Below are 14,242 nucleotides of genomic sequence, written 5' to 3' on the forward strand. Positions count from 1 at the left end.
CGTTCATGTGCGCCTGGTCGTAGCCGAGCCGAAGCCCAGGATGAGCACCGCGCCGGGCATCGCCGCCTGCACGCGGGTCACCGATGCGGTGTGACTCGCGGTAAGCCATCAGCCACGTCACGTAGGGCCGCAGCGCAGGGCGGGGTCCGCCTCGACGAAGGCGAACCCCGGCTCACTCATGCTTCCACCATGGGCCCGGCTAGAGACCCAGATGCTTGGCCAGGAAGGTCAGCGTGTCCGCCGACAGGTCGACCGTGCGGCTGATCGAACGGGCGCCGTGGCCGACCTCGGTCTCGTTGCGCAGCAGGATCGGCCGGTCGCCCGTGGAGGCGTGCTGCAACGCCGCGCACATCTTCCACGCGTGCAGCGGGTGCACCCGCGTGTCGGACCCGAAGACGGTGAACAGCGTCGCGGGATAGCTGACCGACTCCTTGACGTGGTGGTAGGGCGAGTAGGAGTGCAGCCAGCCGAACTGCTCGGGGTCCTCGGCGGTGCCGTACTCGACGTTCCAGGTGGCGCCGAGCCCGAACTTCTCGAAACGCACCATGTCGAGCAGCGGCGCCGAGCAGACCACCGCGGAGTAGAGCTCCGGGCGCTGGGTCAGCGCCGCCCCCACCAGCAGGCCGCCGTTGGAGCCGCCGGAGATCCCGAGCTGCGCGGTCGTGGTCACCCCCGTCTCGACGAGGTGGGTCGCGGCGGCGTGGAAGTCGTCGAAGACGTTCTGCTTGTTGGCGAGCATGCCGGCGCGATGCCAGTCCTCGCCCTCCTCGCCGCCGCCCCGCAGGTTGGCGATCGCGTAGACGCCGCCCGCCTCCACCCAGGCCAGGATCGACGCGGAGTAGCCGGGCGTCATGGACAGGCCGAAGCCGCCGTAGCCGTACAGGATGGTCGGCCGCGGGCCCTCGCCGTCGACCGGCGAGATGATCAGCATGCGGACGTCGGTGCCGTCCTTCGACCGGTAGACGACCTGTTCGGTGCGCACCGGCGGCACCTCCACCGCGCCGGGCGAGGCCGCCCAGAGGGTGGTCTCGCCGGTCCTGGCGTCGTAGCGCTGGATCGACGGCGGGTTGGTGTTGTCGGTGTAGCCGAACCAGGCCTCGTGGCCGCCCTCGGGCCGCTCGGAGATGCCGCCGATCGTGCCCAGGCCGGGCGTCGGCACCTCGCCCAGGCGCTCGCCGGTCTCCAGGTCGTGCACGGTGATCTCGCTGATCGCGTGGCGGGTCCAGCCCACCAGCATGACCGGGCGCTCCAGGTCGTCGAGGATGGCGAAGTCCGACAGGACCGCCTCCTCGTCCTGCGGGATCAGGTCACGCCAGGAGTCGTGGCCCGGCTCCGCCGGGTCGGTGACGCAGAGCCGGGCGCGCGGCGCGTCCCGGTCGGTGTGCACGTAGAGCCTGCCGTCGCGGCCGAACACCAGGCCGGTCTGGGCGTCCACGCCCTCCTGCACGACGCTCAGCTCCGGCCGCTCGGGCGGGGAGGCGTCCAGGTCGGCGACCCACAGGTCGTTACGCGGGGCGGTGCCCTCGCTGGCGGAGATCTGCAGCCAGCGCCCGTCACGCGAGACCGAGACGCCGTAGTAGTTGGTCATCTTCATGCCGTCACCGAAGATCATCACGTCGTCCTCGGTGGAGGTGCCGACGCGGTGCAGGTAGACGCGGCGGTGGAACTGCCGCTCGTTCTCCGGCACCTCGGTGCCCGGCAGCCGGCGCACATAGTAGAAAGCCTCGCCGCCCGGCAGCCAGGCGATGGGGGAGTAGCGGCAGCGGTCGATCGGGCCCTCCACACGGGCGCCCGTCGCCACGTCGATGACGTAGAGGACCGACTCCTCGTCGCCGCCCACCGAGATCTGGTACGCCAGCAGGCGCCCCTCCTTGTCGGGCTGGACCGCGTCGAGCGTGGTCAGCCCGGTGGGGTCGAGCGCCATCGGGTCGACCAGCACCCGCTCGGTGCCGTCGGCGTCGACCGCGTAGAAGACGGCGTGCTCCTGCTCCGGCGTGCGCCGGCTGAAGAAGTGCCTGCCGCCGCGCCAGGCGGGGGTGCCGATCGAGCCCGACATCAGGAGCTCCGCGATCCGCGACTTGAAGCGCTGCGGCCCGCTCTCCCGCTTGAACAACTCGGCCTGCGCGAGCAGCCACTTCTCCGTCTCCGCGCCGGCCGGATCCTCCAGCCAGCGGTACGGATCGGGAACGGGCGTGCCGTGCAGGATGTCGACGGTCTCCTCGCGCGGTGCGGCAGGGTAGGGCTCTCGCGTCATGCTTCGACCCTACGGCAAGGGCGATGCCGCGCGGATGGCGTAAAGGCCTGGTGATGCGGGAATAAAACGTACCGTGCGTCCCTCTGGTCATTCCGGCTGGAGGTTAAGGGGTGGCGGGGACCACGCGGTAAACGCCAGACTTGCAGACAGGACGGTGCCGTGGTGACCATCCGCTGGGCCGTCCGGCGGAGGTCCACGTGACGCAAGCGTCGATGCCCCAGGAGGGGCGAATAGCCGGGACATGCCACGGCATGTCCCCTCTGATACGCGCGCAGCGGGAAGAGGCCCGATGATGCGCCAAGTCCTGCTGCTGAATGCCACCTACGAGCCACTCACCACGCTCTCGCTGCACCGGGCCATCGTGCTGGTGCTGCGGGAGAAGGCCGACGTCGTGCACCGCGACGGCCGGGGCGCCGTGCTGCGCTCCGCCTCCTGCACGCTCGACGTCCCGTCGGTGATCCGGCTCCGCCGATACGTCCGCATCCCCTACCGTTCGCGCATCCCCCTGACCAGGGCCGCCCTCATGCGGCGCGACGACTACCGCTGCGCCTACTGCGGCCAGCGGGCCGAGACCATCGACCATGTCATCCCCCGCTCCAGGGGTGGCACCCACACGTGGGAGAACTGCGTCGCCTCGTGCACGCCGTGCAACCACCGCAAGGCCGACAAATACCTCGAGGAGCTGGGGTGGTCGCTCCGCGTCGCCCCGGCGGTGCCACGGGGCGCTCACTGGCGGCTCATCGGCGCGTCCCTCGTCGGTGACCCGCAATGGGCGCCCTACCTCGAACCGGCGGCCTGATCCTGACCTGAGGCCCGGTCCCCGCTACGGGGGCCGGGTCTTTTTTCGCTTTCCCTCGGGTGTGACCGCCTGGCAGGATCTGCGGCATGTGGACCTTCACCACGGATGTCGAGGAGTTCGCCAGGGCCGCCGAGCCCTTCCTGCTGACCGATCCGGTGAGCAACACGGTGCCGCTGACCGTCCTGGCCGGCCTGCGCGCGGGCATGACCGCCCGGGACGCCTACTTCGGCTGGTGGACGGACGGCGGGCAGGTGCGCGGCGCCGCCTTCCGCACCCCTCCCCGCCCTGTAGGGCTCGCCCGCATGCCGGTCCGCGCCGCCGCCGAGCTCGTTCGGGCGTTACACGGCGACATTCCCGAGGTCGTGGGCCCGCGCGAGCTCACCGAAGAGGTGGCGCGGGCGCTCGGCCGCTCCGGCCACGTGCTGCCCGAGCGCCTCTACCGCCTCGGCACGCTGACCGTCCCCGACGTGCCCGGCCGCGGCCGGCCCGCCGCCGAGGGCGACCTGCCCCTGCTGGTCAGCTGGATGTACGCCTTCTACGACGAGGTCAGGCTGGGCGCGGGCGAGGACGTGCCGGGGCGGACCGGGCAGCGGCTGTCCCACGGAGAGCTGTTCGTCTGGGAGTCCGAGGGCGAGCCGGTGTCGTTCGCCGCGCTGTCGCCCGCGGCCGGCGGGGTGTGCCGCATCGGCCCGGTCTACACGCCGCCGGCGCGGCGCAGGAGAGGCTACGGCGCCGCCGTGACCGCCTACACCAGCCAGGTGGGGCTCGACGAGCGCTGCGACCACCTCGTGCTCTTCACCGACCTGGCCAACCCGACGAGCAACGCCATCTACCGGTCGATCGGCTACGAGCCGGTGTCCGACTACGCCCAGGTGACCTTCCAGCGCTGACGGCCGTACTCTTGGCGTATGCCGCGTTACGACTACCGCTGCCGCGCCTGCGGCTCCACGTTCGAGCTGTCCCGCCCCATGTCGGCGTCGAGCGACCCGGCCCCCTGCCCGGAGGGCCACGACGACACCGTCAAGCTCCTGTCCACCGTCTCCATGACCGGCTCCGCCGCCGCGCCCCGCGCGACCGGCGGCGGTGGCGGCTGCTGCGGCGGTGGCTGCTGCGGCTAGCCGTCCTCGTACGGCCGGGCGGCCGCGCTGCCCGGCATGGGCTTCCTGTACGGAGGCGTCCATCGCGTCAGGGGCATGCCCAAAGCCCGCCCGGGCGCCGTTCGTCGTCATGCGTCCTGCCGGGCGAAGGCCTGAACGGTCAGCCGGGCGACGCCCTCGACCGTGGCGACGCCGGTGCTCATGGTCGGGCTGCGCTCTGACAGCACGGCCATGAGCAGCTCGTGCCCGTCGGCGGTGAGCCGTCCCACGCTGTTGACGGTCCACAGGCCGTCGTGCTCCTCGGCGGGCAGCCAGCCGTTCTTCACCGCCACCCGCTCGCCCGCCGCGCCGACGCCCCACGCCTGCGAGGGGGCGACCGTGGTCATCAGGCCGAGCGCGTAGCGGCGGTTGGCCGCCGACACCGGCCCGTCACGGGCGGTGAGCCGCTCCAGCACCATGACCTGGTCCGACGGGCGGCTGCGCGTCGCCCCCCAGTACAGGCCGGGCCTCGGCCACGTGTGCCGCACGCCCAGCCTCCGCAGCAGCTCGGTGAGCCCGCGACGGCCGCCGACCGTCAGGTAGAGCTCGTGGGCGCAGTCGTTGTCGCTGTAGCGCATCATCCGTGCGGCCAGCGTGCGTTCGTAGCGGTCCAGGCGGCGTCCCTCCTGCTGGGTGCGGAGCAGCAGGGCCAGCAGAATGTCCACCTTCGCCACGCTGGCCAGCATGAACGGTTTCCGCTCGTCGCCGAAGGCGTACCCGGTGCCGGTGGTCCTGTCGTACACGGCCACCGCCACCCGCCCCGGCCGCGTGGCCAGATAGCCCTCCAACGCCCGATCGAGCCGCCGCCGAGCAACGGGCAGCCCCCGCCTCTCAGCCCTCGCGGTAACCCCCAGCCCGCGCAGCCCTTGCTCGCCCCACCGTGCGGCGCTCCCTGCCCAAGATCCGGGCAGCCCTTGCTCCTCCCACCGTGTGGCGGCGCTGCCTGGCCAAGATCCGGGCAGCTTGTGCCTCTCCCACCACGCGGGGTTCCCGGGGCTGGATCCGGGCACCCGCTCCTCCGGCCTTGAGGCGGCCACCGGCCGGGGGCCGGGCAGTTCCGGAGCGACCAGGTCTTGCCCGGACGGCGGCCTGTCCGGCGGCCCCGCCACAGGCACACAGCCCGGCGCGGCGACCAGCACGAGGCCCATGAGCCAGATCCCCCGAACACGCATGCCCGCGAGCCTGGCAGCCCCCATCCCAAAGACCGGGGGCACGAATGGTCAAGCACCGGCCACTTTCTCGCGCCGGTACACCCCACCCCCGCGAGTCGACCCGCCCCGCGAGTCGACCTGGACTCCCGGGTCGACCTGCCCCCGCGAGTCCACCCACTCAACCCGAACGGTGGTGTCCCGCCGAGTGGTGGATCGGCGATCGCGTCGCGTGATGCCTGCCTCGGCGAAGATCGCTGCGCGGGCGAGAGACCAAACCGCTCGGCGGGACGTCACCGCGCGTCTCCCGCCGGTTCTGTCCCGAGCCTGCGCGGGCCGCCCCGCGCGGGCCCGGAACCCCGTGACCCCTCCCAGGGAAGAGGGGGCACGGGTGGCGCGCAGGGAAGAGGGGGTACGGGTGGCCGCGAGGTCAGGCGACGGCGCGGGTGCGCTTGCGGCGTTGGAAGGGCAGGAAGCGGTCGGCCAGGTGGGGGCGGGACGGGGTCAGGGTGGGCTCGACCGCCAGGATCCGGTCGAACCGGAAGGCCCTGATGGCGCGGCGTGTCCGGCACATGCCGACCAGGTACCAGTATTCGCGGTGAACCAGGCAGGTGACCGGCTCCACCTCGCGGCTGCTGACGTTTCCGGCGGCGTCGCGGTAGTGGAGGCGGATCATCATGCGGCTGGTGATGGCGTCGGCGATGAGCCGCGCCCGGGAGGCCACGTCGACCGGCAGCGGCTCGGTGAGCGTGTGCAGCGTGGCGGCGATGACGTCGTCGTCGAGGTCCAGATGGTCGAAGGCGTGCTGCAGGCCGCGCCTTGCGGTGACGGCCTGGGGGCCCGACCCCAGGTGTGCGAGGGACAGGGCGAGGGCGGCGATCTCGGCGGTCGTCAGCGGGCGGGTCTGGGGCTTCACGACTGTAGCCATACCCCAAGAATAGGTAAGACCACCGACATTTTTCGAATACCTGTACGGCAGGCGACAGGGTCATCGCCTGCCGGACAGGGTCGTACAGCTGGTCAGTGAGACAGCTGCGACAGGTCGCGCGACGCGCCCGTGGAGGCCGACGTCGTCATGGCCGCGTAGGCCTGCAGCGCGGCGCTCACCGGCCGGTCGCGGTCGCGCGGCCGGTAGCGGCCCAGGTCGGCCAGCAGGCGCTCGCGCCGCGCGGCCAGCTCGGCCTCCGGGACGCGCAGCTCCAGCTTGCGGCCGGGGATGTCGATCTCGATGAGGTCGCCGTCCTCGACCAGTGCGATGGCCCCGCCCTCGGCGGCCTCGGGAGAGGCGTGGCCGATCGACAGGCCGGACGTGCCGCCCGAGAAGCGGCCGTCGGTGACCAGGGCGCACGCCTTGCCGAGACCCCGGCCCTTGAGGAACGAGGTCGGGTAGAGCATCTCCTGCATGCCTGGGCCGCCCTTGGGGCCTTCGTAGCGGATGACCACCACGTCGCCCTCCTTGACCTTGCCGCCGAGGATGCCCTCGACCGCCTGCTCCTGCGACTCGAACACCACCGCGGGCCCGGTGAACTTCCAGATCGACTCGTCGACGCCGGCGGTCTTCACCACGGCGCCGTCGCGCGCGATGTTGCCGTAGAGGACGGCAAGGCCGCCGTCGGCGGTGTAGGCGTGCTTCAGGTCGCGCACGCATCCCTCGGCCCGGTCGAGGTCGAGGTCGTCCCAGCGGTTGTCCTGGGAGTAGGGCTTGACTGTGCGGACGTTGCCCGGCGCCGCGTGCCACAGCTCGACCGCCTCCGGCGTCACGGTGGGCGACTGCGGGTCCCAGGCGGCGATCATGTCACCGAGACTGCCGCCGTTGACGGTCGGCACGTCTCTGTGCAGCAGCCCGGCTCGGTCGAGCTCGCCCAGGATGGCGGGGATGCCGCCGGCCCGGTGGACGTCCTCGACGTGGTACTTGCTGGTGGCCGGGGCCACCTTGCACAGGCACGGCACCCGCAGCGAGATCTCGTTGATCTCCTTCAGCCCGAAGTCGACCTCCGCCTCGCGGGCGGCGGCCAGGATGTGCAGGATCGTGTTGGTGGAGCCGCCCATCGCCACGTCGAGCGTCATGGCGTTCTCGAACGCCTCGCTGGTGGCGATCGAGCGCGGCAGCACCGACTCGTCGTCCTCTTCGTAATAGCGGCGGGTGATCTCCACGAGCTGACGTCCGGCGTCCTCGAAGAGCTTCTTGCGCGACTTGTGCGTGGCCAGGATCGTGCCGTTGCCCGGCAGTGCCAGGCCCATGGCCTCGGCCAGGCAGTTCATGGAGTTGGCGGTGAACATGCCCGAGCACGAGCCGCAGGTGGGGCAGGCGTTCTCCTCCATCTCCAGCAGGTCGGCGTCGGACACGGACTCGTCGGCCGCGGCGATCATCGGGTCGACCAGGTCGAGCTTGCGGGTCGGGGTCTTGCCGGCCTCCATGGGGCCGCCGGAGACGAAGACCGTGGGGATGTTGAGCCTGAAGGCGGCCAGCAGCATGCCCGGCGTGATCTTGTCGCAGTTGGAGACGCAGATCATCGCGTCGGCGCAGTGGGCATTGACCATGTACTCGACCGCGTCGGCGATCAGCTCGCGCGACGGCAGGGAGTAGAGCATGCCACCGTGGCCCATCGCGATGCCGTCGTCGACGGCGATCGTGTTGAACTCCCGGGGGATGGCCCCCGCCTCGCGGATCGCCCCCGCCACCACGTCGCCCACCTCGCGCAGATGCACGTGACCCGGGACGAACTGGGTGAAGCTGTTGGCCACCGCGATGATGGGCTTGCCGAAGTCGCCGCCGGCTACGCCGGTCGCCCGGAGCAGGGCCCGGGCACCGACCATATTCCTGCCGTGGGTGACCGTACGTGACCTGAGGGCGGGCATGATTTCTCCCATCGCTAGCGTCTACACATGGTACGACCCTTCGCCCGGTAGCTGAGACGCTTGTCCACAGCCCGGACACCGGGGCCGGGGTCCGTCCACAGGGGACGGACCCGACGCGAGCGCCGGCTTCCTCAGCCGGTCCCTCAGCCGTCGCCGTAGCGGGCGGGGAGCACCTGGGCGGCGATCTCGTAGATCCGGTCGATCTCGGCGTCGGTCAGCGCACGCTCCCGCTTGGTGATCCACCTGCGCGCGCGGGCGCCCTCGTAGACGTCCACACCGCGGATCGTCATGATCTTCCAGGGCACCGGCGGGCCGTAGATGGCCAGCGAGGGCACGACCGAGATCTCACGCCCGAAGGACTTGGTGATCAGCTCGCTGGCCTGGGAGGCCTCCCACTTGGCCTCGGTGATGCGGGGCTTCATGTCGAACGGCCCGTGGAAGAGCTTCTTGCCCATCTGCACCCGGACCGCCAGCCGCTTGTCCCACTTCTCGGAGTCGACGGCGTAGACGCCCGTCGGCCCCACCACGAGGTGGTCGATCTGGGCCTCGCTGCCGGGGATCGCCCTGGCGTGCAGCGTGCGGTAGCCGTTGCGCTCCAGTCTGCGCAGCTGCGCCTCGGTCCGGCGCTCGGCGACGGAGGCACGCCGCCAGGCGGGCACCGTGGAGCTGGAGCGGGCACGGTAGACGGTGTCCAGGATCGCGGCCACGATCGCCGCGGTCACGCCCAGACGCCAGTCGGAGACCAGGAAGCCCACGACCACGCCGACGGCCAGCGCCAGCAGCGCCCGGTTGCGCAGGCGGCGGAAGCGCGGCTGTTGCAGCAGGCCACGCACGGACGCGCGCTCGATCGGCGCGTACGTCGTGGTGGGCGCCGATGGTTTGGCGGAGGCGGAGGCGGCGGCGGCCTGCTCGCCTTCGGGTCGGTCGCTCACCCAGATGGGAGAGGTGTTGTGACCGTCTTCGCGCTGAGGGTCGGAGTCCACGCAACTCACCGTAGCTCGCTGGTTCGATCGATTCCTAGTGCTGCCTTGTCCATAGTTTTATGGCCCAGCTCACTGTGTTCCACGCCCGTTTTCCGGGTACTTATTACTATCTTCTCTAGAGATGTCTAGGGTGCGGAAGCGTGCCAGAACTTCACGACCTTTCGGCTCTCGAACAAGCGCGTGCCATCCGCGACCAGGAGATCTCGCCGGTCGAGCTCACTCAGCACTATCTCGACCGGATCGAGCGCATCGACCCGGACGTGGGCGCCTTCGTGACCGTGACCGCGGAGAGCGCGCTCCGGCAGGCCCGCCGTCTGGAGCGCGAGCTGCCGGACGGACCGCTCGCCGGAGTGCCGATCCCCGTCAAGGATCTTAACCTGGTCAGGGACGTGCCGATCATGTTCGGGTCGGCGACGTACCGCGGCTTCGTCTCGCCGGTGGACGACACGGTGGTCGAGCGGCTGCGCGCGGCCGGCACCGTCATGCACGGCAAGACGGCTACGCCGGAGTTCGGGCTCTCCTGCTACACCGAGACCATCCTGTCGCCGCCCTCCCGCTCACCCTGGGATCTCGGCACGTCCGCCGGCGGGTCCAGCGGGGGCGCCGCGGCGGCGGTCGCCGCCGGCCTCGCGCCCGCCGCGCAGGGCAGCGACGGCGCGGGCTCCATCCGCATCCCCGCCTCGGTCTGCGGTCTGTACGGCATCAAGCCCACCCGAGGGCGCATCAGTTTCGCCCCGATCATCCCGGACCTGATGGGCATGTCCACGAACGGCCCCATCGCCCGGACGGTGGCGGACGCGGCGGCGCTGCTCGACGTGATGACGCACAACCGCCCGGGGGACCTGTACCTGGCGCCGGCACACGACGGCACGTTCCTCCAGCACGCTCACCGCGAGCCCGGACGGCTGCGCGTCGCCCGTTACGCCGACCCCACGGTGCCGGGTGCCGAGGTCCACCCCGAGGTGCTGGCCGCCTACGACGACGCCGCCGCCACCCTGGAGGCGCTCGGCCACGAGGTCGTCGAGATCGAGCGGCCGTTCGGCCCCGATGTCGTGCCGCACTTCATCACCATGTGGCACGTCCTGGCGTGCGTGCATCCCGTCGCCGACGACCGGCGGGAGCTCCTGCGGCCGATCACCGCCTGGCTGCGCGAACGCGGCCTGGCCACTCCCGCCCCGGACTTCGTCCAGGCCCAGGCGGAGCTCCAGCTGGCCACCAGGCAGGCCCTGGCGGTGACCGACGCCTACGACGCCGTGCTCACGCCCACCGTGACGCAGCCGCCGCGCCCGGTGGGCTGGTTCGAGGACGTGCCCGATCCGGAGGAGACGTTCGAGCGGATGAAGCGCTTCGCCGCCTTTCCGGCCGTCTACAACGTGACCGGTCAGCCCGCGGTCAACCTGCCGCTGCACTGGAGCCCCGCCGGGCAGCCGATCGGCGTCATGCTCGCGGGCCGGATCGGCGGCGAGGGCACGCTGATCTCGCTGTCGGCGCAGGTGGAGGCCGCCAGGGGCGGTTTCTGGGGAGAGCGCAGGCCGTCGGTCTGGTGACCTTGACCTCGGCTTTGGGGATCTTGGGGCAAGATCTCCGGCAGGTGCTGGCTGGACAGATCGGCCGGGATTACGGTCGAGGTGTGGACAGCGCGCTGGAGATCCTGGTCGTTCTCGTCGGGGTGTCGCTGGGACTGTTCGTGCTGATCACCCTGCTGGTCATGCTGCCGGGCCGCGGCGCGGCGCGCAGGGCGGCGGCCGGCCCGATGTGGTTCGGCGGCCCCGCCGGCAGCGAACACGGCACGAGCGCGTCCGGCCCGGTGCTGACCGCACCGCCGCCACGCTGGGCCGGCTCACCGCAGGTGGACTGGGTGACCGCCGCGGAGACGGCCGAGCCCGGCAGGCGGGTCGGCGGCGCGTCGGCGCGGTGGTGAGCGGGATGCGCGCGCTCACCGGCGAACAGGCCGACGACGTCAGGCAGGCGCTGATGAGCGCCGAGCGGCGCAGCGGACTGCGCTTCGGCCTCTTCCTCGGCGAGCCGGTCGGCGGCAGGAGGCACTTCGCGGAGAAGCTGCACGCCGCGCTCGGGGCCGAGGCCGCCGACGCCGTCGTGCTCCTCGTGGACGTCAAGGGACACGCCCTGGAGATCGTCACGGGCGAGAACGCCGGGCGCAGGCTGCCTGACGCCGCGTGCGGGCTGACGGCGATGTCGATGGCCACCTCCTTCAGCGTCGGCGACCTGGCCGGCGGGCTGGTGCACGGCATCGGCGCGCTGGCGGAGCAGGCCACCGCCCGCCGCTAGCGGCCTACTGCTCGATCAGCGACACGACGTGCCGGCTGACGCCCTCCAGCAGCGTCGAGGGGGCGAGAGGAGCGCCGGCCACGGCCCCGAACAGCGACGGCAGGCCGGGCAGCGGGAAGCCGTCGTCCCGCGTCGCGGCCGCGCCCACCGGGTTCTTGTCCAGGGCCGTCCTGCTGCGCTCCCAGGCTTCGAGCACCTCCTCGGGCGAAGGCACGCCGAAGCCGTGGCCGACAGGAGCCGCGTGGCGCAGTCGTACCAGCGGGGTGTCGGCGAAGGCCAGCGCGGTGCGGGCGCGCACCTGAAGGTCGGCGCGCGGCCCCGGCTCGATCCAGTCCATGGCGGTGCAGGGGTTGCGGCAGGTGGCCACGCAGACCGCCAGAGCGCCCGCGACCTGGCTGTGCTGGCGGTCGAAGTAGGCGCGCCAGCCCTGCGGCGGCTCGCCCGCCACCCGCAGCGTCCTGTTGGCCGCCGACTGCTCCGACTTGGTGTGGTCGCACTCGCGGTCGCCGATCACCCCGAACCGGCTCTCGGGCGCGTTCAGCCCCTCCGGCCAGCGCGCGGGGTCGCCCGCGTGGCCGAGCTGCGGCTCGAAGCCGAGCAGCGGCAGATACTCGCCGGCGATGTGCACCGCGGCGATCATCGGGCTCAGCTCGCGGCGGTGCCAGCGGATCGCGATGACCTCCAGCAGCAGCTCGTAGGCCGGGCGCAGCGACTCAAGGGCGCCACGCGGCTGCTCACGCGGCGTCTGCGGCATGTGACAGGCCCGCGCCTGCCGCTTCAGGTCGGCGGGCACCGCCTTGGTGTCCACCGCGAAGTCCTCGGCGTCGAGCGAGAGCAGCCGCTGCCCGAACTCGCACGCCTCGGCGATCTGCGGACTCGGGGTCAGCGCACCGAGATCGGCGAACGCGTAGCGCCGGGCCAGAGCGACGAACAGATCTCGGGTCGTTTCCACCCGATCAGCCTCTCATGACCGCATAGGGTGGCCGGGTGTCCGTTACACGCCGTGGTGTCCTGCTCGGCGTGGCGGCCTACGTGCTGTGGGGCCTGTCCGCCCTCTACTGGCCGCTGGTGGAGCCCACCGGGCCGGTGGAGATCCTGGCCCTGCGCGTGCTCTGGTCGCCGGTGGCGATCGGGCTGCTGGTGCTCGCGCTCGGCCGCCGGCGGCAGGTGGCCGCGATCCTCCGCCGGCCGCGTGACCTGGCCCTGCTCACCCTGGCCAGCGTGCTGACCTCGATCAACTGGGCGCTGTTCATCTGGGCGACGATGAGCGGGCACGTGGTCGACGCCTCGCTCGGCTACTTCATCACGCCGCTGGTCAGCATCGCCTTCGGCGTCGGCATCTTCAGGGAGCGGCTGCGCGGCGCCCAGTGGGCCGCGATCGGGCTGGCCTCCGTCGCGGTGCTCATCCTCACGGTGGCGTACGGCGGGCCGCCGTGGATCGCCCTGGCCCTGGCCGTCACGTTCGGCGGTTACGGGCTGATCAAGAAGCGGGTGGACGTCGGGGCCGTCGAGGGGCTGATGGTGGAGACGGCGGTGCTGTTCCCGTTCGCCCTGGTCTACACCGTGGTGCTGCAGGCGGGCGGCCAGGCGACGTTCGGGCACGTGTCGGCGGTCAACACCTTGCTCGGCGTGGGCTCCGGCTTCGTGATGATGGTGCCGATGCTGCTGTTCAGCGCCGCCGCGACGAAGATCCCGCTCAGCGTGACCGGCATGCTGCAGTACATCGAGCCGATCGTGCAGTTCCTTCTCGGCCTGCTCGTCTTCCGCGAGTCCATGCCGGTGACCCGGTGGCTGGCGTTCGGACTGCTGTGGGTGGCGCTCGTGATGCTGACGGCCGACGGCCTCAGAGCACGGGATCGGGGGCGCGCGGCTCGTCGAGATCCACCGCGCTCCGCTCGATCATCTCGAACTGCCTCATCAGACGTTCGAGATCCGGAGGAGACACGGTGAAGGTGTCGTGCACGGCCTCGCCCGCCGCCGTGTAGTTGAGTTCGTGCCCGCAGCTGCCGTCCCACAGCCCGGTGATCACCCGCATGCCGACGGGCAGCCGCTCGGCCTGCACGCGGCGGACGCGTACGCCCGCCGCCAGCTGCTCGCGGGCCAGCGCGTCGAGATCGTCGGTCCACTCGTGGTAGATGAACACGCGGCGGATCACCACACCCCGGGCCAGCGCGTCCACCTGGGCCTGCCAGTACTGCCGGCCGACGGGCTCACGCCACCACGTCAGGTCGACGGTGGGCACGCTGGTGACGCAGATCTGCTCCCGGGCCTGCTCGATCAGCCCCAGGAACACCTCGTTGTCGCCGTACGGCGAGCGGAAGTGGCCGCGTTCGAGATCGGCCAGGGTGCGCAGGCACTCCTCGAAGGCGCGCCGGCAGGCGTCCTGGGCCGGAGTCCGGTCGTACTCGCGCTCCACGTGCTTGGCGGCGCGCAGCATGGGCTCCATCAGGTCGGGCAGCCACGGGATCTTCTCGATGGTGGAGACCATCTGGCCGACCCGGGTCTCGTGGTCGATCCTGCGGCGCTCCTTCAACAGGGTCTGGACCTGAAGCGTGATGACGCCGCCGATGAGCCCGGCCACGGTGCCGAGAGCCTGGGCGGTGTCCTCGCGCACGTAGAAGATCACTGCCAGCAGGACCGACAGGCCGGTGCCGACGATCAGCACGGGATCGACGATGATGGAAGGCTTCTTGGCGGGCCTGTTCAATCGAACTCCCAGGCGCAGTCGGGGGGTGACGGTACGCAAGAATAGTCGATCTTGCCCGGAGTTACCT

The 14,242-nt window shown here is 71.5% G+C and carries 14 protein-coding genes; 7 read left to right on the plus strand and 7 right to left on the minus strand.

Annotated elements, in window-relative coordinates:
• Nucleotides 1-199: 199 nt before the first annotated feature.
• A complete protein-coding gene (locus ACIBQX_RS46610; RefSeq protein ID WP_397016515.1) occupies nucleotides 200-2,254 on the minus strand; it encodes a prolyl oligopeptidase family protein in 2,055 nt (684 codons plus the stop codon).
• Nucleotides 2,255-2,546: 292 nt separating this feature from the next.
• On the opposite strand from ACIBQX_RS46610, the gene ACIBQX_RS46615 reads away from it, so the two are divergent.
• The 3 genes from ACIBQX_RS46615 (at nucleotide 2,547) to ACIBQX_RS46625 (ending at nucleotide 4,171) form a co-directional block, all read left to right on the plus strand.
• Nucleotides 2,547-3,053 (plus strand): HNH endonuclease, encoded by a 507-nt coding sequence (locus tag ACIBQX_RS46615; RefSeq protein WP_189137328.1) that lies wholly within the window; start codon nucleotides 2,547-2,549, stop codon nucleotides 3,051-3,053.
• A gap of 86 nt (nucleotides 3,054-3,139) precedes the next feature.
• Nucleotides 3,140-3,943: a GNAT family N-acetyltransferase gene (locus ACIBQX_RS46620; RefSeq protein ID WP_397016517.1), complete on the plus strand. Its 804-nt coding sequence runs from the start codon at nucleotides 3,140-3,142 to the stop codon at nucleotides 3,941-3,943.
• An 18-nt stretch (nucleotides 3,944-3,961) separates the two neighbouring features.
• The gene (locus ACIBQX_RS46625; RefSeq protein WP_397016519.1) at nucleotides 3,962-4,171 is read left to right on the plus strand and encodes a zinc ribbon domain-containing protein; all 210 of its coding nucleotides are present in this window, start codon (nucleotides 3,962-3,964) and stop codon (nucleotides 4,169-4,171) included.
• Nucleotides 4,172-4,278: 107 nt separating this feature from the next.
• Here ACIBQX_RS46625 and ACIBQX_RS46630 read toward each other — a convergent pair whose 3' ends face one another.
• The 4 genes from ACIBQX_RS46630 to ACIBQX_RS46645 form a co-directional block, all read right to left on the minus strand.
• On the minus strand, nucleotides 4,279-5,361 hold the full coding sequence (locus tag ACIBQX_RS46630) for a serine hydrolase (RefSeq protein WP_397016521.1): 1,083 nt from the start codon (nucleotides 5,359-5,361) through the stop codon (nucleotides 4,279-4,281).
• A 406-nt stretch (nucleotides 5,362-5,767) separates the two neighbouring features.
• On the minus strand, nucleotides 5,768-6,265 hold the full coding sequence (locus ACIBQX_RS46635; RefSeq protein ID WP_397016523.1) for a helix-turn-helix transcriptional regulator: 498 nt from the start codon (nucleotides 6,263-6,265) through the stop codon (nucleotides 5,768-5,770).
• A 92-nt stretch (nucleotides 6,266-6,357) separates the two neighbouring features.
• Entirely contained in the window at nucleotides 6,358-8,196 is a 1,839-nt protein-coding gene (gene ilvD / locus ACIBQX_RS46640; protein ID WP_397016525.1) for a dihydroxy-acid dehydratase, read from the minus strand.
• A gap of 143 nt (nucleotides 8,197-8,339) precedes the next feature.
• On the minus strand, nucleotides 8,340-9,179 hold the full coding sequence (locus ACIBQX_RS46645) for a nuclease-related domain-containing protein (protein ID WP_397016527.1): 840 nt from the start codon (nucleotides 9,177-9,179) through the stop codon (nucleotides 8,340-8,342).
• 140 nt (nucleotides 9,180-9,319) lie between these two features.
• Between ACIBQX_RS46645 and ACIBQX_RS46650 the strand changes: the two genes are divergently transcribed.
• The 3 genes from ACIBQX_RS46650 to ACIBQX_RS46660 all read left to right on the plus strand — a co-directional run bounded on the left by ACIBQX_RS46650 (nucleotide 9,320) and on the right by ACIBQX_RS46660 (nucleotide 11,468).
• Entirely contained in the window at nucleotides 9,320-10,726 is a 1,407-nt protein-coding gene (locus ACIBQX_RS46650; RefSeq protein WP_397016529.1) for an amidase, read from the plus strand.
• A gap of 83 nt (nucleotides 10,727-10,809) precedes the next feature.
• Nucleotides 10,810-11,100 (plus strand): hypothetical protein, encoded by a 291-nt coding sequence (locus ACIBQX_RS46655; protein WP_397016531.1) that lies wholly within the window; start codon nucleotides 10,810-10,812, stop codon nucleotides 11,098-11,100.
• A 5-nt stretch (nucleotides 11,101-11,105) separates the two neighbouring features.
• Entirely contained in the window at nucleotides 11,106-11,468 is a 363-nt protein-coding gene (locus tag ACIBQX_RS46660; RefSeq protein WP_397016533.1) for a DUF5130 family protein, read from the plus strand.
• Between the two features lie 4 nt (nucleotides 11,469-11,472).
• Here the strand turns inward: ACIBQX_RS46660 and ACIBQX_RS46665 are convergent, their stop codons facing one another.
• Complete coding sequence (locus ACIBQX_RS46665; protein ID WP_397016535.1) at nucleotides 11,473-12,420, minus strand: hypothetical protein; 948 nt, start codon at nucleotides 12,418-12,420, stop codon at nucleotides 11,473-11,475.
• A gap of 35 nt (nucleotides 12,421-12,455) precedes the next feature.
• Here ACIBQX_RS46665 and rarD point away from each other — a divergent pair, with 35 nt between their 5' ends.
• Nucleotides 12,456-13,418: an EamA family transporter RarD gene (gene rarD / locus ACIBQX_RS46670; protein WP_397016537.1), complete on the plus strand. Its 963-nt coding sequence runs from the start codon at nucleotides 12,456-12,458 to the stop codon at nucleotides 13,416-13,418.
• Here rarD and ACIBQX_RS46675 read toward each other — a convergent pair.
• Nucleotides 13,312-14,175, minus strand: coding sequence for a hypothetical protein (locus ACIBQX_RS46675; protein ID WP_397016539.1), 864 nt, complete (start codon nucleotides 14,173-14,175; stop codon nucleotides 13,312-13,314). The two genes, rarD and ACIBQX_RS46675, sit on opposite strands and share 107 nt — an antisense overlap.
• Between the last annotated feature and the right edge of the window lie 67 nt (nucleotides 14,176-14,242).

Source organism: Nonomuraea sp. NPDC049714 (genome assembly GCF_044465295.1).
Lineage (GTDB): Bacteria > Actinomycetota > Actinomycetes > Streptosporangiales > Streptosporangiaceae > Nonomuraea.

Excerpts from the sequence above, each read along its gene's own strand:
- ACIBQX_RS46610 (WP_397016515.1), bottom strand. The coding sequence starts at position 2,254 with ATGACGCGAGAGCCCTACCCTGCCGCACCGCGCGAGGAGACCGTCGAC.
- ACIBQX_RS46660 (WP_397016533.1), top strand. The coding sequence starts at position 11,106 with ATGCGCGCGCTCACCGGCGAACAGGCCGACGACGTCAGGCAGGCGCTG.
- ACIBQX_RS46625 (WP_397016519.1), top strand. The coding sequence starts at position 3,962 with ATGCCGCGTTACGACTACCGCTGCCGCGCCTGCGGCTCCACGTTCGAG.
- ilvD (WP_397016525.1), bottom strand. The coding sequence starts at position 8,196 with ATGCCCGCCCTCAGGTCACGTACGGTCACCCACGGCAGGAATATGGTC.
- ACIBQX_RS46615 (WP_189137328.1), top strand. The coding sequence starts at position 2,547 with ATGCGCCAAGTCCTGCTGCTGAATGCCACCTACGAGCCACTCACCACG.
- ACIBQX_RS46620 (WP_397016517.1), top strand. The coding sequence starts at position 3,140 with ATGTGGACCTTCACCACGGATGTCGAGGAGTTCGCCAGGGCCGCCGAG.
- ACIBQX_RS46635 (WP_397016523.1), bottom strand. The coding sequence starts at position 6,265 with ATGGCTACAGTCGTGAAGCCCCAGACCCGCCCGCTGACGACCGCCGAG.
- ACIBQX_RS46630 (WP_397016521.1), bottom strand. The coding sequence starts at position 5,361 with ATGCGTGTTCGGGGGATCTGGCTCATGGGCCTCGTGCTGGTCGCCGCG.